Source organism: Avibacterium paragallinarum (assembly GCF_900450705.1).
In the GTDB taxonomy this organism is placed as follows: Bacteria; Pseudomonadota; Gammaproteobacteria; order Enterobacterales; family Pasteurellaceae; genus Avibacterium; species Avibacterium paragallinarum.
Map to the genome: position 1 here is coordinate 1,098,098 of NZ_UGHK01000002.1, position 19,622 is coordinate 1,117,719.

General features: G+C 41.1%; 18 protein-coding genes, 2 tRNA genes and 2 pseudogenes. 12 read left to right on the top strand and 10 right to left on the bottom strand.

All coding sequences use genetic code 11. The annotated features are described in order from the left end of the window. Window positions 1-98 precede the first annotated feature (98 nt). Window positions 99-1,196 carry an acyltransferase family protein gene (locus tag DXZ23_RS10115; protein ID WP_051052675.1) on the top strand — a complete coding sequence of 366 codons (1,098 nt, stop codon included), beginning with the start codon at window positions 99-101 and terminating at the stop codon, window positions 1,194-1,196. 196 nt (window positions 1,197-1,392) lie between these two features. Here the strand turns inward: DXZ23_RS10115 and DXZ23_RS10120 are convergent, their stop codons facing one another. Beyond that, on the bottom strand, window positions 1,393-2,043 hold the full coding sequence (locus tag DXZ23_RS10120) for an IS1595-like element ISHpa1 family transposase (RefSeq protein WP_017805439.1): 651 nt from the start codon (window positions 2,041-2,043) through the stop codon (window positions 1,393-1,395). Here DXZ23_RS10120 and DXZ23_RS10125 point away from each other — a divergent pair. The 4 genes from DXZ23_RS10125 to DXZ23_RS10140 all read left to right on the top strand — a co-directional run bounded on the left by DXZ23_RS10125 (window position 2,043) and on the right by DXZ23_RS10140 (window position 4,413). Next, window positions 2,043-2,594 carry a YgiW/YdeI family stress tolerance OB fold protein gene (locus DXZ23_RS10125; protein ID WP_256593713.1) on the top strand — a complete coding sequence of 184 codons (552 nt, stop codon included), beginning with the start codon at window positions 2,043-2,045 and terminating at the stop codon, window positions 2,592-2,594. The two genes, DXZ23_RS10120 and DXZ23_RS10125, sit on opposite strands and share 1 nt — an antisense overlap. 117 nt (window positions 2,595-2,711) lie before the next feature. Next, the gene (gene tenA / locus DXZ23_RS10130) at window positions 2,712-3,362 is read left to right on the top strand and encodes a thiaminase II (RefSeq protein ID WP_017805927.1); all 651 of its coding nucleotides are present in this window, start codon (window positions 2,712-2,714) and stop codon (window positions 3,360-3,362) included. A 24-nt stretch (window positions 3,363-3,386) separates the two neighbouring features. Continuing rightward, the gene (locus DXZ23_RS10135) at window positions 3,387-4,067 is read left to right on the top strand and encodes a response regulator (protein ID WP_017805928.1); all 681 of its coding nucleotides are present in this window, start codon (window positions 3,387-3,389) and stop codon (window positions 4,065-4,067) included. Beyond that, window positions 4,054-4,413, top strand: a complete 360-nt coding sequence (locus DXZ23_RS10140; RefSeq protein WP_017806099.1) for a hypothetical protein — start codon at window positions 4,054-4,056, stop codon at window positions 4,411-4,413. The genes DXZ23_RS10135 and DXZ23_RS10140 overlap by 14 nt, the downstream gene beginning before the upstream one ends. Here DXZ23_RS10140 and DXZ23_RS10145 read toward each other — a convergent pair. Further along, window positions 4,410-5,060 carry an IS1595-like element ISHpa1 family transposase gene (locus DXZ23_RS10145; RefSeq protein ID WP_017805306.1) on the bottom strand — a complete coding sequence of 217 codons (651 nt, stop codon included), beginning with the start codon at window positions 5,058-5,060 and terminating at the stop codon, window positions 4,410-4,412. The two genes, DXZ23_RS10140 and DXZ23_RS10145, sit on opposite strands and share 4 nt — an antisense overlap. A 50-nt stretch (window positions 5,061-5,110) precedes the next feature. On the opposite strand from DXZ23_RS10145, the pseudogene DXZ23_RS10150 reads away from it, so the two are divergent. Continuing rightward, window positions 5,111-6,157 (top strand): annotated as a pseudogene (locus DXZ23_RS10150) (ATP-binding protein); the annotation flags it as partial. Between the two features lie 20 nt (window positions 6,158-6,177). On the opposite strand, the gene DXZ23_RS10155 reads toward DXZ23_RS10150, so the two are convergent. Next, window positions 6,178-7,113: a LysR family transcriptional regulator gene (locus DXZ23_RS10155; protein ID WP_035695528.1), complete on the bottom strand. Its 936-nt coding sequence runs from the start codon at window positions 7,111-7,113 to the stop codon at window positions 6,178-6,180. 167 nt (window positions 7,114-7,280) lie between these two features. Here DXZ23_RS10155 and DXZ23_RS15950 point away from each other — a divergent pair, with 167 nt between their 5' ends. The 6 genes from DXZ23_RS15950 to DXZ23_RS10180 all read left to right on the top strand — a co-directional run bounded on the left by DXZ23_RS15950 (window position 7,281) and on the right by DXZ23_RS10180 (window position 14,431). Then, window positions 7,281-8,570, top strand: coding sequence for a restriction endonuclease subunit M (locus DXZ23_RS15950; RefSeq protein ID WP_256593714.1), 1,290 nt, complete (start codon window positions 7,281-7,283; stop codon window positions 8,568-8,570). Continuing rightward, a complete protein-coding gene (locus DXZ23_RS15955) occupies window positions 8,531-10,453 on the top strand; it encodes a site-specific DNA-methyltransferase (protein WP_256593715.1) in 1,923 nt (640 codons plus the stop codon). Before DXZ23_RS15950 ends, DXZ23_RS15955 begins: the two co-directional genes overlap by 40 nt. Further along, complete coding sequence (locus DXZ23_RS10165; protein ID WP_017805931.1) at window positions 10,454-13,759, top strand: DEAD/DEAH box helicase family protein; 3,306 nt, start codon at window positions 10,454-10,456, stop codon at window positions 13,757-13,759. A gap of 84 nt (window positions 13,760-13,843) precedes the next feature. Next, window positions 13,844-13,945 carry an IS3 family transposase gene (locus DXZ23_RS16145; protein ID WP_370445006.1) on the top strand — a complete coding sequence of 34 codons (102 nt, stop codon included), beginning with the start codon at window positions 13,844-13,846 and terminating at the stop codon, window positions 13,943-13,945. 320 nt (window positions 13,946-14,265) lie between these two features. Beyond that, window positions 14,266-14,341: transfer RNA gene (locus DXZ23_RS10175), tRNA-Gly, on the top strand. Window positions 14,342-14,344: 3 nt separating this feature from the next. Further along, a tRNA-Leu gene (locus DXZ23_RS10180) sits at window positions 14,345-14,431 on the top strand. Window positions 14,432-15,030: 599 nt separating this feature from the next. Here the strand turns inward: DXZ23_RS10180 and DXZ23_RS10190 are convergent. The 7 genes and pseudogenes from DXZ23_RS10190 to DXZ23_RS10220 all read right to left on the bottom strand — a co-directional run. Continuing rightward, a pseudogene (locus tag DXZ23_RS10190) lies at window positions 15,031-16,437 on the bottom strand (hypothetical protein); the annotation flags it as partial. Between the two features lie 18 nt (window positions 16,438-16,455). Continuing rightward, window positions 16,456-17,106 carry an IS1595-like element ISHpa1 family transposase gene (locus DXZ23_RS10195; RefSeq protein WP_017805306.1) on the bottom strand — a complete coding sequence of 217 codons (651 nt, stop codon included), beginning with the start codon at window positions 17,104-17,106 and terminating at the stop codon, window positions 16,456-16,458. Window positions 17,107-17,140: 34 nt separating this feature from the next. Then, the gene (locus tag DXZ23_RS10200) at window positions 17,141-17,383 is read right to left on the bottom strand and encodes a hypothetical protein (RefSeq protein ID WP_017807528.1); all 243 of its coding nucleotides are present in this window, start codon (window positions 17,381-17,383) and stop codon (window positions 17,141-17,143) included. Further along, window positions 17,380-17,946, bottom strand: a complete 567-nt coding sequence (locus DXZ23_RS10205; RefSeq protein WP_017807527.1) for a baseplate complex protein — start codon at window positions 17,944-17,946, stop codon at window positions 17,380-17,382. Before DXZ23_RS10205 ends, DXZ23_RS10200 begins: the two co-directional genes overlap by 4 nt. After that, window positions 17,943-18,692, bottom strand: coding sequence for a hypothetical protein (locus tag DXZ23_RS10210; RefSeq protein WP_017807526.1), 750 nt, complete (start codon window positions 18,690-18,692; stop codon window positions 17,943-17,945). Before DXZ23_RS10210 ends, DXZ23_RS10205 begins: the two co-directional genes overlap by 4 nt. A gap of 20 nt (window positions 18,693-18,712) precedes the next feature. Further along, window positions 18,713-18,982 (bottom strand): hypothetical protein, encoded by a 270-nt coding sequence (locus DXZ23_RS10215; protein WP_035695526.1) that lies wholly within the window; start codon window positions 18,980-18,982, stop codon window positions 18,713-18,715. Beyond that, window positions 18,960-19,613: a DUF4376 domain-containing protein gene (locus DXZ23_RS10220; protein ID WP_035695524.1), complete on the bottom strand. Its 654-nt coding sequence runs from the start codon at window positions 19,611-19,613 to the stop codon at window positions 18,960-18,962. Before DXZ23_RS10220 ends, DXZ23_RS10215 begins: the two co-directional genes overlap by 23 nt. Window positions 19,614-19,622 lie beyond the last annotated feature (9 nt).

Below are 19,622 nucleotides of genomic sequence, written 5' to 3' on the forward strand. Positions count from 1 at the left end.
ACTCAAGACGGAGCGATTTTTTATCTTTAACCTTTCTTGTTATTCTTATTAGCTGTTTCTTTCTATATTCGGATAATATGCCGTATATACTAGGTGTTATGCTTTTATTACCTTGCTTAAGTACTGCGGGTATTATTTACTTTTCTGTATCAAGTTCTTTTGTTAAGAGAGTTTTAAGTAATGCATTTATTGTAAAAATTGGTTTATTATCATATTCTTTATATCTATGGCATTGGGTAATAATTACGTCTTTTCACTATATTTTAGGTGATAAAGCACAACATATTTTTATGATTATTATCCAAATGACTTTAATTCTTTTATTGTCTATTTTAGGGTATCTTTTTATCGAAAAGCCTATCAGATATTCTCAAATAAGTTTTAAAAAATCATTTTTATTCATTTACCTTATACCATCTTTGCTGCTAATTGCTTCAAACTATTGTATTAGAAATAGTCTGAGAAATTGGGAAAAAACATTTAATGCTGATATTATTCAGCAGTCTAATAAAAAGCTGGAAAGTAAAATCATTGTTATTGGAGACTCGCATTCTTGGCACTTAAAAGATTTTTTAAATTATATAGGTGATAAAGAGCATTGCCGTGCTTCAATTTTTAAATATATTGAAAAGAAAAATCCATCTTGCGAAATTACTTTTGAAGTTGATGAACAAGGTCATAATTGTGTATATGAGGAAGTGAAAGATTATCCAATAGTTTTTATTAGCTTTTTCTATGATCTGTATTCAGGAGATTATCCTGTCCCTCGTTCAAATCCAAAAGATTTTATAGTAAAAGATTTTTATACCAAATTTGAACGTTTTATTAGAGATTTGTCGAAAGATAAGCAAGTTTATATTTTTAGTAATATTCCAGCATTGAGCTATTCGCCATTAAGATATTTTAGAGTTAAATATTTAGGATTAAGTAATTATTTACCTCCAATTATTCATATGGGAAATATTCAAGAAAGTAATCAAAAAATATTTTCTATTATTAAGGATATTCCTAATGTGCATTGGGTAGATATTGTTCCTTATTTACCACAATATTATTATAAAGAAGATAAAGTAGTTTATGCTGATCAAGATCATTTAACTGGTTTTGGTTCTTATCAAATTGGTGTTAATTTTCATCAGCATCAGCAATTATTACCTTCTAAATTGGTGGATAGTCTTTATAAAAACAAAAATTAAAGTAACGATAACCTACAGGTTATTGGTAGATCATTTATCATAAAAATCCTCATAAAATATAAGAGGGAGATGAGTAATTTTCTCTCTCTTAAGATTCTCTTAATATTTCTTTGTTTTAATGCTTCCAACAAGACACCCGTCTTGTCTTTTATTAAGGAGTATAAACAATGAAAAAATTTGGGGCTGTCCTAGATAACTAGACTAAACTCCCTTTAACCAATTGTTTTAAAATAGAAATTTGACTTTTTATGTTGCTGTAATTAAAACGCCATTCACATTCCTTTAAATAAAGCTCAAAATGCGCTTTTGGGATACCATTAAATTTTCGTAAATGGCGTTTTGCTTGGCTCCAAAAATTCTCAATTCCGTTAATGTGGTTATGATTTTCAGCAAAATGTGTGCTGTGATTGATACGAAAATGACTAAATTCACTCACATCAAGCACGTCATAACTACGATAATTATCGGTGTAAACAATACTATCAGGCTTTACCTGCTCCCGAATAATGGGTAACAAGGTGGCAGATTGCGTATTTGGAACCGCAACGGTATAAACCTTGCCATTGCGCTTGAGAAGCCCGAATACCGCAATTTTCCCTGCCGCACCACGACCACGTTTGCCTTTGCGAGCACCGCCAAAATAACTTTCATCGGCTTCAATTTCACCTTCAAACATCTCTAAGTGAAGGCTGTTTTGATAGATGAGTTGGCATAAACGATGAAAGTAATATGCGGCAGTCGTTTTGTTTACATTGACTAACTCTGCTGCTGTCCTTGCAGTAACACCTGCAACAAATAGCTCAATGAGTTTATTTTGTTTGTGCTGACTTAGACGACTTTTTCTCATTGGTTCATTCTAACCTAAATAGATTTTTTAGTTGTTATCTAGGACAGCCCCAAAAATTTAGTTTAGCAACAATTTTACTATTATCAATGGCGAGTTTTGCGGCAAATGCGGAAAATTCGGTGGCACAGACAACAGAAAATTCCCCAACGATACAAAAAGGGGAAAAGCACCAAGGGAAGCATCATCATAAAAAATCACGCGGCGAGAGAATGCGTGGTGGGTTTGTTGATCCGAGCAATCCGCAAACGCAGAAAAAGGCAATGCCCTCTTTTGATGCCAATCAACTCGCTAGTTTGATTTCGCAGAAAGGGGAGTGGAAAGACGATCAGCAAGTGGTATTACAAGGGAAAATTGTGAAACAGTTGAGCAAAAACGATTTTCTTTTCCGTGATAACAGTGGTGAAACGGAAATTGAAGTGAAACATCGTGCGTGGAAAGGGCAAATCATCAAGCCAAATGATGAAGTGAAAATTTTTGCTGAAGTGGATAAATCAGACAATAAGTTGGAGCTAGAAGTGCATCATATTGTGAAAATTCAGGGTGAGAATTAATCTCATTTTACAAATTTGTTTTTTCAGTTAAACTCAATGAGGCATTTCCCTCATTGGGTTTATGTAGTGGGTGAGGCGAAATGGCAACATTCTTTTCATTTATATAAGGAAAATCAAATGCTTACTGTTTCTCACCTCATTGAAAATAGCCAACCCTATTGGGATAATTACATTCGCCACGCATTCGTGCAACAGTTGAACAACGGCACATTGGCGACAAAAAGTTTTCAGCACTATTTGCAACAGGATTATCTTTACCTTTTCCAATACAGCCGTGCATTGTCGCTCGGCATTTTTAAAGCGGATAATTTTGCAGAAATTCACGTTGCACACCAAGCGAACGATTTGCTGTTGAAAGAAATTCAGTTGCACATTGAATTTTGTCGTGATTGGGGCATTTCTGAGCAAGCCTTGCAAAATGTGCCAGAATCGACCGCTTGCGTGGCTTATACCCGCTATGTGTTAGATTGTGGTGTAAAAGGCGGTTTGGCGGAGCTTTACACCGCCCTTGCCCCTTGTATGTTAGGGTATGCGGAAATTGGAAAACATTTAAGTCAGCAGCCGCCCACACCGAATAATCCTTATCAAAAATGGATCGACACCTACGGGGCAGCAGACTTTCAACAAGCCGCAGCGGACTTCACGGCGATGCTAAATGGCTTATATGAAGGCTTATCGGAGAAGCAAACTCAACAGCTCCAACAGATTTTCACCACCGCGACGCGAATGGAAATTGATTTCTGGCAAATGGGGTTGGATCTCAGTTAAACATAAAAGTGCGGTCAAAAAATAATGCGAATTTTACTCATTGAAGACGATCCTTTAATCGGCGACGGGCTGAATATTGGATTAAGCAAATCAGGTTTCAGCGTGGATTGGTTTCGTGATGGCGAAACGGGAATGCACGCGGTGAACGCCGCCCCTTATGATGCGGTGGTGCTGGATCTCACCTTGCCGAAGAAAGACGGGCTAGCCCTGTTGCAACAATGGCGTAAGCAGAGCCACGATGTTCCAGTGTTAATTTTGACCGCACGCGGCAGTCTAGAAGAGCGGGTCGAAGGTTTGCAACTTGGGGCGGACGATTACCTCGTCAAACCCTTTGCACTGAGCGAAGTGGTGGCACGCTTGCAAGCCTTAATTCGCCGCCGTTACGGGCAAACGCAATCCCTGCTTCAGCACAGTGCGGTCAGCCTTGATTTAAGCCAACATCAAGCCTTTTTACGCGGGCAACCCGTTGCCCTCACTGGCACGGAATACAAATTATTAGAACTGCTAATGCACAACAAAGAGCGGGTGCTAACGCGTTCTTTTATCGAGGAAAAATTGTACAGTTGGAACGATGAAGTGAGCAGTAACGCCCTAGAAGTGCATATTTATAACCTCCGCCAAAAACTCGGTAAGCCCTTTATCCGCACGGTTCACGGCGTAGGCTATGCCTTAGGAACGCTTGAGGACGACAATGCCAGCTCGTAGTTTACGCATACGCCTTATCCTCATTCTCTCATTGCTTGCCATTGCGATTTGGGGTATTTCCACCGCGATTGCGTGGTCGGCAGTGCGTAGCCAAGTGAATGAAGTCTTTGATATGCAACAGATTTTATTTGCGAAACGGCTGGCTTCTTCCGATCTTCGCACAATGTTAATTGACCGCAATCCGCCCGAATGGAAAAATCACCTCAAAAAACGACCGCACTTTAGAAAGCGGAAAAATCACGATGATAACGCACTGGCGTTTGCGATTTTTACCCGTGATGGCGAAATGTTGCTCAGCGATGGCGAAAACGGCAATAATTTTCTTGGGGCTGTCCTAGATAACTAGACTAAACTCCCTTTAACCAATTGTTTTAAAATAGAAATTTGACTTTTTATGTTGCTGTAATTAAAACGCCATTCACATTCCTTTAAATAAAGCTCAAAATGCGCTTTTGGGATACCATTAAATTTTCGTAAATGGCGTTTTGCTTGGCTCCAAAAATTCTCAATTCCGTTAATGTGGTTATGATTTTCAGCAAAATGTGTGCTGTGATTGATACGAAAATGACTAAATTCACTCACATCAAGCACGTCATAACTACGATAATTATCGGTGTAAACAATACTATCAGGCTTTACCTGCTCCCGAATAATGGGTAACAAGGTGGCAGATTGCGTATTTGGAACCGCAACGGTATAAACCTTGCCATTGCGCTTGAGAAGCCCGAATACCGCAATTTTCCCTGCCGCACCACGACCACGTTTGCCTTTGCGAGCACCGCCAAAATAACTTTCATCGGCTTCAATTTCACCTTCAAACATCTCTAAGTGAAGGCTGTTTTGATAGATGAGTTGGCGTAAACGATGAAAGTAATATGCGGCAGTCGTTTTGTTTACATTGACTAACTCTGCTGCTGTCCTTGCAGTAACACCTGCAACAAATAGCTCAATGAGTTTATTTTGTTTGTGCTGACTTAGACGACTTTTTCTCATTGGTTCATTCTAACCTAAATAGATTTTTTAGTTGTTATCTAGGACAGCCCCATTTTCTTTATGATCCCAAAAGAGGTTTTGATAACGCCCCGCTACAAGGGGATAGTGACCAATGGCGAATTTTCTGGCTACCTATTACAGAGGGAAATTTGATGGTCGCGGTGGGGCAGGAACTCAAATATCGCCAAGCCCTGATTGAAAAAATGGTACTGGGGCAAATGTGGATTTGGTTCGCCAGCTTGCCCCTGTTGTTAGGCGTGATAATTTGGACGATTAGCCGAGAGCTGGCGGTGCTGCGACAGGTGAGCCAACAAGTGAGTGAGCGTCGCCCCGATGAAGCTCATCCCTTAGACACGCGGTTAATCCCAACGGAAATTTTGCCGTTAGTGGAAAGCCTGAATCAGTTTTTTACCCGAACCGCAACAAGTTTATTGCGTGAACGCCGTTTCACTGCTGATGCGGCACACGAATTGCGTAGCCCTTTAACCGCCTTGCGTATCCAAACTGAAATCGCTCAAATGGCAGGTGAGGATCAGCCAATGCGAGAACAAGCCTTGCAAAACCTGACGCGAGGCATTGACCGTGCGAGCCAGTTGGTGGAACAGCTTTTGACCTTATCTCGTTTGGATAATCTCAATCAACTGGAAAATCTACAACAAATTCAGTGGGATAAGCTGATCCGCTCACTCATCGCCGAGCGATATTTTCAAGCAGAAAAAGCGGGCATCACCCTAAATTTTGAGCAACTCGCTCAACCCGCAACGCAACAGGGCGAGCCGTTGTTACTGTCGCTAATGCTACGCAATGTGATCGACAACGGGATCGCCTACTGTGCCAAAGGGAGCGAGATCAACATCATTCTAATGAAAACTCAGCTCAGAATAGAAGACAATGGCGGCGGTGTACCCGATGAAACGTTAAATAAACTCGGACAACGCTTCTATCGCCCCGTAGGGCAAAATGAAAAGGGCAGTGGCTTAGGGCTATCCATTGTGCAACGCATCGCCGAACTTCATCATTACAAAGTGCGGTATCAAAATCAGGAGAATTTTCGCGGCGAAAAAGGTTTTCGTGTGGAAATCGAATTGGCACCTTAGGGGAATAAGGTGCAATAAGATTACTGCTCATTCAACACGCGAGGAAAGAGAATATTATTTTTAGTGTGGATATGCTCTTGCAAAAACGCAATCACCGCCGCCACACGCTTTATTTTTTGGCTGGCTTGTGGGTAATACACATATACAGGCGGATAGGTTCGCCAATGGTCTTGCAACACGGGGATAAAGTTAGCTTTGTCGGGGAGTTGTTGATAAATCGGGGTGAATAAACGCCCAATGCCTAATCCTGCACGCACGCCATCTGCGATGGTGTCGATGTCGTTACAAATCATCGGCGTGGGCATTTCCACACTCACGCTTTCGCCCTCGTGTTCCAAAATCAGCGGCAAAATCTGCCCAGTAGTGATAAAACGATAGCCAATTAAGCGGTGTTGGTGCAGGTTTTCACGGCTCGGCATACCGTATTGTTTCAGATAGCTGTCTGAAACATATAGCCCCTCTTGAAAGGCCGGCAGAAGCTGGCGTGCTACCATATTTTCATCGATTTTATCGCCAAAACGAATACCTAAATCAAAGCCTTGTGCCACCAAATCCACCGTGCCGTCATACACGGAAATGTCCAAGCAAATATGCGGATAACGGCGGTGAAATTCCGCCAAATGATCTTGCAAAATCAAACGGTAAGCAAAGCGAGAAAGGGTAATCCGCACCAAACCCGATGGCGCGTGTTCTTCGCCGAGAAACTGCTCCAAACGGCTATCCAATTCCCGCATTAACGGCTCGGTTTGTGTGAGCAACCTCGCTCCAACCTCCGTGAGCTGAACCCGCCTTGTGCTACGCCAAAACAACGGCATATCCATTGATTGCTCCAACAGCTTCAAGGCTTGGCTTACGGAAGGGCTGGTAATCCCCAGTTTCCTCGCTGCTGAATTAATGCTCCCCTCTTGGGCAATGGCGTGGAAAATTTGTAGTTGGTGATATGTGGTGCTGTTCATTCTTGCTAAAATATTGTTATCTATAAAGTTTGATCTGAGATACTATATAAACTTTGGTGAAAAATAAATAGAATAGGTGGATTATCAATGTATCGTTGAGTAATCTATTACCTAAATTACAATTACTATTTTCACTTAAATAACTAAAACTCATTAGAGAGGCAAAAATGCACCATCTCCCCCAACTTACTCAAAAACTGAAAGAAATCTTCCAAACCGACCGTGCGGATTTGGATTTTGGTATTTACCGAATCTTAAACAGCAGGGCCGATCAAATAAACGATTATTTGAACCACAAACTGCCGCAAAAAATCCGCCAATCCCTCAGTCAAGCCAATCAAGGGCAAATGGCACAATGGCAAAGTGAGCTAAAAGAAGCTGAAAAACAGGCTCAAGCCTTAGGGGTAGAGCCTGATGCCTCGCCTAAAGTGCAACAACTGCAAGCACAAATCGCCCAAGCCCAACAAGCGGGTAGCCAAAGTGAAGCGGCGATTTTTTCGCATTTATACACTTTCTTTTCTCGCTACTATGACGAAGGCGATTTTATCAGCCAACGCCGTTACAAAGGCGACACCTATGCCATTCCCTACAGTGGCGAAGAAGTGCTATTACACTGGGCAAATAAAGATCAGTACTACACCAAATCAGGCGAAAATTTTAGCAATTACCGTTTTAAACTGTCAGACGGCAAAGAAGTGTTTTTCCGCCTGATTGCTGCCGACACCGCCAAAGACAATCGCAAAGACAATGAAGCCAAACGTTTATTTGCATTAGCAGAAACAAGAATAATTGAAAAGCAAGACGAAAACGGCGAATACAATGAAGAGCAAATCGAAACATTGGCACAAAGCGAAGACGGCAACACCCTAGAAATCCGCTTTGAATACCGCCCAACGGAGAAAAAAGGTGACAAACAAGAGCAAGAAAACACCCGCACCATTGAAGCCCTAAAACGCCTCATTCCCACCGATTGGCAAGCCGTTTGGGAAAAAGCACCGACTGCCAATAATTCCAACCGCACATTACTAGGAAAACACCTCAGCGATTACACACAAAAAAACAGTGCGGATTATTTTATCCACAAAGATTTAGGCGGATTTTTACGCCGTGAATTGGATTTCTACATCAAAAACGAAGTGATGCACCTAGATAATATTCAGCACGCCGACAGCTTTGCTCAAATCGAAAACAGCCTGCGTCAAATCCAAGTATTGCGAGAAATTGCCCACGATATCATCGACTTTTTAGCCCAACTGGAAAACTTTCAGAAAAAACTTTGGTTGAAGAAAAAATTTGTCGCCCAAAGCCATTACCTCATCACCCTCGATCGCATTCCAACCGAAATGCTAGCTGAAACCCTCGCCAACCCAGTTCAACAAAATGCTTGGAAAAATCTATTTAATTTCAATGTGTTAGAATGCTCGGGGGGGGGGGTAACCTTGCTGAACACAATCTAGAAAAACTGCAACAAAATCAACCGCACTTAGTGGTGGATACCTCGCTTTATCCGCCCCGCTATCAGCAAAAACTGCTCACCCTGCTTTCTGAAGAATGGGATTTAGACGCAAACACAGACGGCGTTTTAATTCATTCCGACAACTTCCAAGCTCTGAATCTTTTACAAGCCCGTTATCGGGAACAGGTGAAATGTATCTATATTGATCCGCCGTATAACACTGAAGACGATAGAGCCAAAGGCAAGTTTATTTATAAAGACGGTTATCCAACATCCACTTGGCTGGCAATGATGGAAAGCCGTTTAGAAAAATGCATTCCTTTATTAAATTATGAAGGATTTTTTGCGTGTCATATTGATGAAAATGAGCATTTCACTTTAGAAGGATTGATAAAAATTTTCTTTGGTGAAAATGATTTGGGGAAATTGGTTTGGGATAAGAAAAATCCAAAAGGAGATGCAAAAGAGTTAAGCGTTCAACATGAATATGTGCATTTAGCTGTAAAAGAAAAATCATTTTTAAATAATGAAAATGCTTTTTCTAGAGATAAAGAAAATGCGGAAAAAATATTAAACCAAGCAGAAAAATTGGTTAAAAAATACGGTATTTCAGAAAAGGCAAGAAAAGAATTTTCCGAATGGATGAAAAAACAAAAAGATTTTAGTGGTGGAGAAAGGGCTTATAAATTTATTGATGATAATGGTGATGTTTATCGTCCTGTCTCAATGGCTTGGCCTAATAAATCAGAAGCACCAGAAGAATATTTTATTCCATTGATACACCCAGTTACTAGAAAACCTTGTCCAGTACCTGCGAGAGGCTGGAGAAATCCACCTGATACAATGGCTGAATTGTTGGAAAAAGGGCTAATTTTGTTTGGTAAAGACGAAACAACACAGCCAAATAGAAAATATTTATTAAAAGAAAATTTGACTGAAAATGTTCCATCTATTTATAGCATGGGTGGTAGTGATGATGACTTGTTAAAAAATTTAGGGATTAACTTTCCTAACCCTAAACCAATTAAAGCATCTCAATATTTTTTAAAGGCGATTGCAAGAGCGTCTCATTCTTTGGTTATGGACTACTTCGCAGGCTCAGGCACAACCGCCCACGCGGTGATTAATCTGAACCGTGAAGACGGTGGTAACCGCAAATATATTCTTGTGGAACAAGGCGAATATTTTGACACCGTGCTTAAACCGCGTGTGCAAAAAGTGATTTACAGCGAAAACTGGAAAGACGGCAAGCCTATGCCGTCTGAAAAACAGTCAGATGGCTTTAATGGCGTGTTGCAAATCGTTAAAGTTTTAAAACTCGAAAGCTATGAAGACACCCTCAATAATCTCGAACTCAAAGGGCAAGCGGATTTTATTGGTGGGCTGCCTGAAAGCGTGCAAGAAGATTATTTATTGCGTTATTTATTAGACGTGGAAAGCAAAGGCTCGCTCTTAAACAGTGAGGATTTTACCCACCCCTTTGATTATTGCCTCAACATTGCCACTGATTCCGCAGGGGCTTATGCAAAAACCAATATTGACTTGGTGGAAACCTTTAACTATCTGCTCGGACTTCGTGTGCAGGGCATTACCGATGAACGAGAAAAACGGGGTTATGTGATGGTGGAGGGAGCATTGCCGAATGGCGAACGTTGCCTGATTGTGTGGCGTGATGTCGAAAAAATGGGCTATGCCGAAGTGGCACAATGCTTTAATGCACAAAATATTAACCCCAATAGCGATCAATATGATGTGGTTTATCTCAACGGCGATCACGATATGGCAAGCCTTTGGCAAAACGAAGATGGCACAGAAAGCCGTTTAAGCCTGCGAGCGATTGAGCCTGAATTTTTACGCCTAATGTTTGCACAAAAGGGGGAATAAATGGCAAAACAGAAAAAAACTACGGAGAAAAAACACCGCACTTTTCACGCCCATTTAATTTTAAATCGCTGGATTTTATCGCTTTTGGGGCAAAACAGTTTTGAGGATTTAAAAAAGGCTTTAAAGGATAACGACTTAATCGGCTTAAATAATGAGGGGCAAACGCTTTTTTTTGAAGCCTTGAAAGACGTTTTTTCTAAAAAAATCAGCGAGGAAGATTTTCGCCGTTATGATTTAAATATTGTCAAACATTGGCAAACCATCACTGAAAAACGTAATCAAGCCAGCGGTCATCAATTGCAGATGAAATATTTCCAATATTTATCGCTGTTGTTTACTGAGATTTATTTGGATTGGTTTGTTCATCGCACAGAGGCAATGCTGGCGGGCTTAAATCAAACGTTGGCAAGCTATAAGCAAGAAAACGATCATTTGGACTTATCCGATTATCAAGCGGAAGATTTAAACAAAATAGCCTTTTGGAATGCCACAGGTTCAGGCAAAACCTTGCTGATGCACGTTAATATTTTGCAATATCAGCATTATTGCCCTAATAAAATCGATCAAATTATTTTGCTTACCCCCAATGAGGGCTTAAGCCAGCAACATTTGCAGGAATTGGAGCAGTCCAATTTTTCCGCTGCTTTATTTGATAAAAATAAATCCCCCAATCAAGGGGAATTATATGAAGCCATTCAGGTGATCGACATCAATAAATTGGCAGATAAACACGGCGATAAAACGGTGGCAGTGGAAAGTTTTTCAGGCAGCAATTTGGTGTTGGTGGACGAGGGACACCGCGGCACATCAGGCGATGCGTGGCTAAAACGCCGTGAACAGCTGATTGGCAATGGTTTTGCCTTTGAATATTCCGCCACCTTTGGGCAGGCGGTGAGCAAGGGCAAAACCGTGAAAGAACAAATAATCGAATGGCAAAAAAAGCAAGCGGGCATTCTGTTTGGCAAAAAAAGCCTAAAAGGTTTAGATGAACATCAATTGGCACAATTACAGCCCGATGTGTTGGCATTGCAAGAAATCAAACAATCGGCGATGCTGGAAGTGTATGCCAAAGCCGTGTTGTTTGATTATTCCTACAAATATTTTTACGCCGATGGTTATGGCAAAGAAAGCCAAATCCTCAATTTGCGTGATGAAGATTATGCCCCACATGGCGAGATGTATTTAACCGCTTGCTTATTGGTATTTTATCAACAGTTGTACTTATTTGAACGTCATCAAAAAGCGATTGCCTCTTTTCAAATTGAAAAACCGCTGTGGGTGTTTGTGGGCAATAAAGTCGCTGATGATGACAGCGATATTTTAAAAATCCTGCAATTTTTGGCACATTTTTTAAACGACCGTACAACCATTGAACGCCGTCTGAACCAATTACTCAGCGATACCGCTGTATTAACCAATGCAAAAGGGGACAATATTTTTCAAGGGCAATTTGTGCCATTAATGGATTTTTTAGGCAAAGAAGCCGAGTTGTATAACGATATTTTACAAAAAGTCTTCAATACTGCCATTGACGGACGTTTGCAGGTTGCCTTATTAAACAATAAAAACGCAGAAGGCGAATTGGCATTATCGGTAGGCAATGCCCCTGCTTTTGGTGTGATTAATATTGGCGATGCCAAAGGGTTTGCCAAAACTGCCGAAACGCAAAGGGATTTTGATACCGTACAGAATGATTTTTCACCCTCTTTATTTCGGAAGATTAACCACAAAGACAGCGATATTCATTTGCTGATTGGCTCAAAAAAATTCACCGAAGGCTGGTCGAGCTGGCGAGTGTCCACAATGGGCTTGCTCAATATGGGCAAAAGCGAGGGTAGCCAAATTATCCAATTGTTTGGGCGAGGCGTGCGGCTCAAAGGGCAAGGCTATTCGTTAAAACGTAGCCAAGAAAATGAACGCCCTCAAGGCGTATTTCTGGAAAAATTAGAAACGCTGAATATTTTCGGCATCGCCGCAGGCTATATGGAGGAGTTTAAAAAATACCTTAAAGAAGAGGGAATTACCCCGCCTGATGAAGTGCTGACTATTGATTTTAAAGTGCGTGCTCATTTGCCACAACGCACCTTAAAAACCTTGCAATTAAAAGACGGCTATAAAGACAACCAAAAAATGGGCTTTAAACGCCAACAAAAAGGCATTGAATTTTTCAGGCTGCCTGAATGCTATCAAGGCAAAGCCAAACGCCTGCATATTGAGTTGGATTTATACCCAAAAATCGAAATGTATCGCACCAAAGGCGACAGCACGCCAATAGATAAACGGGAACACCACAAGCTGGATCAACGCCTGTTTACCGCCTTTGATTGGGAAAAAATCTATCTCACTTTGTGGGAATACAAATGGCAACGCTCGTGGTGGAATCTGCAAATCCATAAGAAAGGCATTCAAGATTTTGCCCGAACGGAGGGCTGGTATCGCCTGTATATTCCGAAAGAGGCACTCAGCGTTCATTGTTATGCTGATATTGAAAAACAGCAAAATATTCTGATTGAACTGCTGAAACTTTATATGCAACGCTTTTACCAAACCCTCAAAGGCTTGTATGAAGGGCAGTTTTATGAAGTGGTGGAGGTGAACGAAAATCACCCAGCCTTGCAAAACCACTATCATTTTGCCTTTGATAAAGACAATAATGAGGAGCGTGAAGCATACGCAAATAAATTAAAACAGTTGGAAAACGCCATTAAAAATGGTCAATTAAAACAAGCCCTCAACTGGCAAGCCCCCAATATCACCGCCATTTGCTTTGAACCGCATTTGTACTACCCCATTATGACGCTAGCAAATGCCGAAACCTTGCCGTTTACCATGAAGCCAATGGATATGAACCAAACCAGCGAAATCCGTTTTGTGCAAGATCTGCAAACCGCCCACGATTCAGGCAGCCTGAAACAATGGATCGGCGAAAAAGAATTGTATCTACTCCGCAACGCTGCCAATAAAAACAAAGGCTTAGGCTTTGCACTGGCAGGCAATTTTTACCCCGACTTTTTGCTCTGGCTGGTGGATCGGGAAATGGGCAAGCAATGGCTCAGCCTGATTGACCCCAAAGGCATTTTGCATATGGGTATTGATGATCCCAAATTCGGCTTAGCAGAAGAAATCAAAAATCTACAAAAAGAAAACGGCTTAGCGATTCAGCTCAATGCCTTTATTCTTTCCATTACCGAAAGGGAAAATTTAACCCATCAATATGATGAAACCGTTTATCAAGCCAAAAATATTCTGTTTATGCAGGATAAGGATTATTTGAAAGCGATGCTTGAAAAGATGTTGTTGAGTTAAGGAAAGTTAAATGGGGTTGTTATGCTGATTCCTAGCGAGCAAGGGAAATGGCTATGATAATGCGGTGATGGAGGATTTTTTAGCATTATGAAATCGAAAGGTTTTTCCCAGAATAATTTTATGGATATGACGAAGCTGGAGGCGGCACTGTATGAGTATATTCGCCACTATAATGAATGGGATTAAACCTGTGTTAAACAACTAGAGTCCTGTGCAATACAGGGCTCAATATTTAATTTCCTAGGTGTTTAGGATTTTTTAGGCAGATCATTTTATTGAAACTGAAGTGCGGTGTTTTTTATCTATTTTTATTTAGTCTGATTGCATTCCCTTAAATGCGAGAATGTTAAAGTAGACAAAATTTGATCCTGAAATAAGCATATTAATTTACAATGAGTTTTTTTTAGTCAATTAAACACAAAGTAAGAAATTTCTATTTGACTAATCGACATAAATCCGTAAAATGCACCCCGTTATTTAGCAGGACCGAATGGTTAGTTAAATTTGCGGGAATAGCTCAGTTGGTAGAGCACGACCTTGCCAAGGTCGGGGTCGCGAGTTCGAGCCTCGTTTCCCGCTCCACTTGCCCGAGTGGTGAAATCGGTAGACACAAGGGATTTAAAATCCCTCGACTTTCGAGTCGTGGCGGTTCAAGTCCGCCCTCGGGCACCATTTAAAAGCATAAGTAAATCAATAAGATAGTCGCCAAGAGCGGCTTTTTTTATATCTCATTTTTATCCTCCCTTTTCTTTTGGTGTCCATTTGGTGACTATTTTTAGCCTATTATAAAAAAACTAACGCTTTGCTTTTGTCTGATTTGGTGACCATTGGTCACCAAATTAGTTACTTATATCATCTTAACTGTAAATAAATTCTATAAAAAATCTCACGTAAAATAGAAATTTTATTGATATTTCAAGATATTAATGCAAACCTTTTACAAGCTCCGATCTTTTTTAACTGAAAATGACTGAAATTTACTGTAATTTTTTCAGTTAAGATCAAATTTATTTTTTATAGAGATCCGTTTTCCGTACTGGCTTTAGTGAGTTTTCCCTATGAAATTTAACTGAAAAAACAGCAATTTTTAACACAAAAAACGCGGGTGGGAGAGTGGATTTTTTGTGGCGTTTGACGTGGCGTGAAAAATTTTCCGTGGATCAGTTTGGTTTAACTCTATGAAAGGAAAGCTGTAGCCAAAGGCTTTTAAATAAAGGTGGTTGGCACTAAAAAAGCCACCTAAATAGGTGGCTAGATGTGCGGTGATATGGCTACTTTTCAATAATCGGCGTGAGTTTACCTTTCTCGGCTAAGGCTCTGGTATTGTAGCTATTAAACGTGTTGCTTTGATCGGGGGCTGAACCGCCGTTGTGGGTATGACTTGCAACAGTATTAGCTAGGTCTGCAACGATTTGAATTGTTTCTTCCATAATGTTTAATATATTTTGTTTGCCTGAACCGATATTGATTTGGCTCGCTAGAAGCTGAATGGCTGGAGCTTGTAGCTTAATGAGTACATCAGAACAACGCTCGGCAATGCCGCTTATTTGTTCTTTGAATGTGCCATCAATCGCTGTTGTATTATTGCCCGCAGTAACCGTTGTAATATTGCCAATAACACTAAGGCTATAATTTCCGCCTACGTTGATTTGCTTATCTGCGTCAATATTGCTTTGTGATGTCCCAATATTTTTCGTTTCGGTGTCTGTTTCAATCACGCGGATAAATGAACGATCGGTAATGGTTTGATCGGTTTCGCGGGTTTTATTGCCTGCCGCATCGGTACGTTCAAACACTTCTGGGCGTTGCTGTTTAAGTTGCTCGCCAATAGCTACTGATGGCACGGTTTTATCTTGAGCTAATAACGTCCGCACGAAAGGCTTATCAGGTCGCCCATAGGCATAGTCAATTTCGACAATCGTCCCCACTTCAGGAAAAGCAAAATCGCCACCTTGTGAACCTGTACTTGTAACGGGTAAAGGTACGGCGGAATAAGGTGGCGTATTTGTGTCATCACTTCCATCTTCATTGAGAACTTGTAATTCTACCGCATACTTAGGGCGAAACGGATCGGCAATATCTCCGCCCGAACTTGGATCAGCTACACCGATCACTTTGGCATAACGTGGCAAGTGATAACCGCCTGCAAGTTCAGGAAATTCTTTCTCCATCATTTGGCGTTTTGGGCTTTTCTGTTTTGGTTTACCCTTCTCATCAACACTTTGCCATTGCAAAATGAGTTCATCATTAATCAATTCCGTCTGTGTAATTTTATGTTGATTGACTAACGCACCTGGGCGAATCGCAGAGTAAATTGGCAACGTCATCCGATTGTTACTGCTATCTAAGGCTTCAGAGCTGTCTATCTCAATATTCTTGCCATACCATCGGCTATCTTGATAACTTCCTACAAAAACCGTGCCATCAGCTCCTTGTTGCCATAAATAATCAGGGATATTAAACAGCCGTCCTAAGTTATTTAGTAACTGATAGCCTGATCCCGAATGGGTAAAGTTCGGGATTGGGGTTGTGGCATAAGGTTGAGAGGGAATTTTAAAGGTAATCCCCGTTTTAGATTGCAAGTAGGCACAAATATCATTCAGCGTTGCGTGGCGAATGGAGCAGTTATGTACGCCCTCAAAAATGGCAACTTTTTCACGAATAAAGCACTTTTTAAATGGGGCTGTCCTAGATAACTAGACTAAACTCCCTTTAACCAATTGTTTTAAAATAGAAATTTGACTTTTTATGTTGCTGTAATTAAAACGCCATTCACATTCCTTTAAATAAAGCTCAAAATGCGCTTTTGGGATACCATTAAATTTGCGTAAATGGCGTTTTGCTTGGCTCCAAAAATTCTCAATTCCGTTAATGTGGTTATGATTTTCAGCAAAATGTGTGCTGTGATTGATACGAAAATGACTAAATTCACTCACATCAAGCACGTCATAACTACGATAATTATCGGTGTAAACAATACTATCAGGCTTTACCTGCTCCCGAATAATGGGTAACAAGGTGGCAGATTGCGTATTTGGAACCGCAACGGTATAAACCTTGCCATTGCGCTTGAGAAGCCCGAATACCGCAATTTTCCCTGCCGCACCACGACCACGTTTGCCTTTGCGAGCACCGCCAAAATAACTTTCATCGGCTTCAATTTCACCTTCAAACATCTCTAAGTGAAGGCTGTTTTGATAGATGAGTTGGCGTAAACGATGAAAGTAATATGCAGCAGTCGTTTTGTTTACATTGACTAACTCTGCTGCTGTCCTTGCAGTAACACCTGCAACAAATAGCTCAATGAGTTTATTTTGTTTGTGCTGACTTAGACGACTTTTTCTCATTGGTTCATTCTAACCTAAATAGATTTTTTAGTTGTTATCTAGGACAGCCCCTTTTAAATTTAGGTTTGTCATCTTGAGCGTGTTCAATCACGCCATTAAAATATTGGTAAAAATGGGCAGCTTCTCCTACATTAATTTCTACGGCTCTTCCCGCTAAGTCCTCATCGCTTTCAATGACAATAAAGCCCCGCCCTGCATTATTGAGTTCTAACACAATATGGCAGTGGCTTAAATCATATTCTTTGCCGTCAATTAGGCATTCTTTAATAATTTTCATTTTTCCCCTCCGCTTCCGATTGCGTCATCAATTTTCTTCCAAATGCTATTGTCTTCTTCTGGTACTACTTTCGGTTGTGTCGATTTCGCTTCAGGTGCTTTTTCCGTTTGCACTTTTTTCTTCGGTTTGGTCTTACGCTTCTCTTTTTTCTCGCTGACGCTATTGACTTCTTTTAGCGTAAAATTCACCTGCCAAGCCATTTTGTCCCCTTGTTCAACCATACTTACTGATCCGCTAAATTGTACTTCACGCATATTTACCGCTTCAGCCGATATGGAAGAAACCCGATATGTTACTTGTTCACCTGATTTTTCTGTGGCTTCAGCAAAATTGAATAAATCCTTTAGCCATTGTTTTTCACGGTAAGGGATCAAACCTGAAACGGTCATTTCTTTTGCTTTCACACCTTTATCAGCTTTTTGGGTGCTAGATTGTTGCCCGCTCATATCGGCTTCATCGCGTTTTAACGTAATATTTATTGATGGGTTAAGCAAATAAACAGGCTTACCATTTAAAGCAAGTTGCACAGAAGGACGGGGGCGTTGAGGCTGTAAAAAACTCATCTCATCATCTCCTTCAAATTCGTTAAATCCTCACCGATAAAAACCAGTAACGCCGTAAAAATATTGCTTGCATTGGGGATATGTTGATAGATCTCTAACGCAATTTGCTCAAGGTGAGCCTTTTTCGTGTAGCAATAGGCTTCCACTGACGCATTTAAAAGTGCGGTGGTTTTTTCTTGATTTTTTTGTTCACGCTCCGCTTTTTTCGCTTTCAGTTCTGCCAACATCGCCATAGGATCAAGACTTTTTGACGCAGTGGCGTTGGCGTTACGCATTACCGCTTGCAACGTTCTGGCAGATTGCGGGGTAATGTCCGCACTTGGCAAAAAAGAGGGATTGCCGATGGTCGGCATTTTTACCATTTTGCTATCGCTTAACGTTTGCTGTGATTTGGCATAATCCAAAGCCTGTTTAAATTCAGGATAGGGTAGCAAAACCGCCGCATTTTCAAGTGCGGTAATGAAATCTGCGATTTTTGCCGCAGTAATCATTATCGCCACACATTGCACCTCGCCTTTAGGGCGGTGGGGATCGCTATAATCGGTAAATTTTGCCTGTATCACTTTCACTGCATTTTCAGGCGATAAATACCGCCCGCTATCCTCTCTAATCCCGTGCGTCCAATTATGCACGCCTAATTTTGTCCCTTGCACCGATAACGAAAAAGGGGAGGTAATCCCCTTTTGTGCGTTTTGTAAGGCTGTTTTTGTTTGTGGGGGAAGTTGTAATTGTTGTTTTTTCCACATTGTAAATAACCTATTTCACATTAATTAGTGATAAAATCCTCCGGATATTGCCGCCGTTTCACCTCGCTTTCATAGGCGGTTTTGCAATGGTCTTTGTCGAAAAACAGCCCATTTACCAGCCGAAACCAAAACCGCCAGCGGGCTTTGGGCTTGCTCTCTAACACGGCTCGGCGGTAACAACGGCTGGAAAAGGTTTCATCTGCCCCACCGCCCGTTAAGGCGTTGCAAAGTTGGTCGAGGGCAATCAAAACGTGATAGCCCCACGTTTTAAATGGATTTTTCTTGCTCATTTTGGTATTCCTCATAGGTTTGCGACCAGCCGATTGACCAGTCATATTCAGTTGGATTTTCTTCCGCCTCTAATAGCACTTTGTGCATATAGGCGTTCTCAAACATTTTTTCTTTGAGCGTTTTCGCCGCGTTCCACACCGCTTTGAATTTGTCAAAATCTAACGGTTGAGCGGTGTTATCCGCACAAATCAGGGTGAAAATACGTGGCTCGCCGTTTTCTTCCGTTTTGCCGTTTAAGTCAAAATCCGCTTTGATTTCTACCAAGGTGGCACGCCCTTTTTCATCTGTATCCATCCATTTGCCGATTTCTGGCACATACACACCCCCATCAACACAGTTATTTCTTTTGGCATTAATTTTTGACCGCACTTGATTTCGCTGTTCGCTGAGCCGCTCCCCTTGTCTTGCCTCATCCATCACCCATTTTCCCCCTTGCAATCTGTGATAAGGGCTTGGCTGGGGCTCAATCAAAACGGGATAGCCCCGCTCATCGGGGATAATCTGTTTTCCCTCACTTTGCCCGATAAGTAAAGTGCGGTAGGTTTCTTCGCTAATTTCTACTGAACCCTCGGGGATAACATGTATCCCCGCTAGGAAAAAACCTTGTGTGAGTCTGTTAAAAAAATACATTGTTCCCCC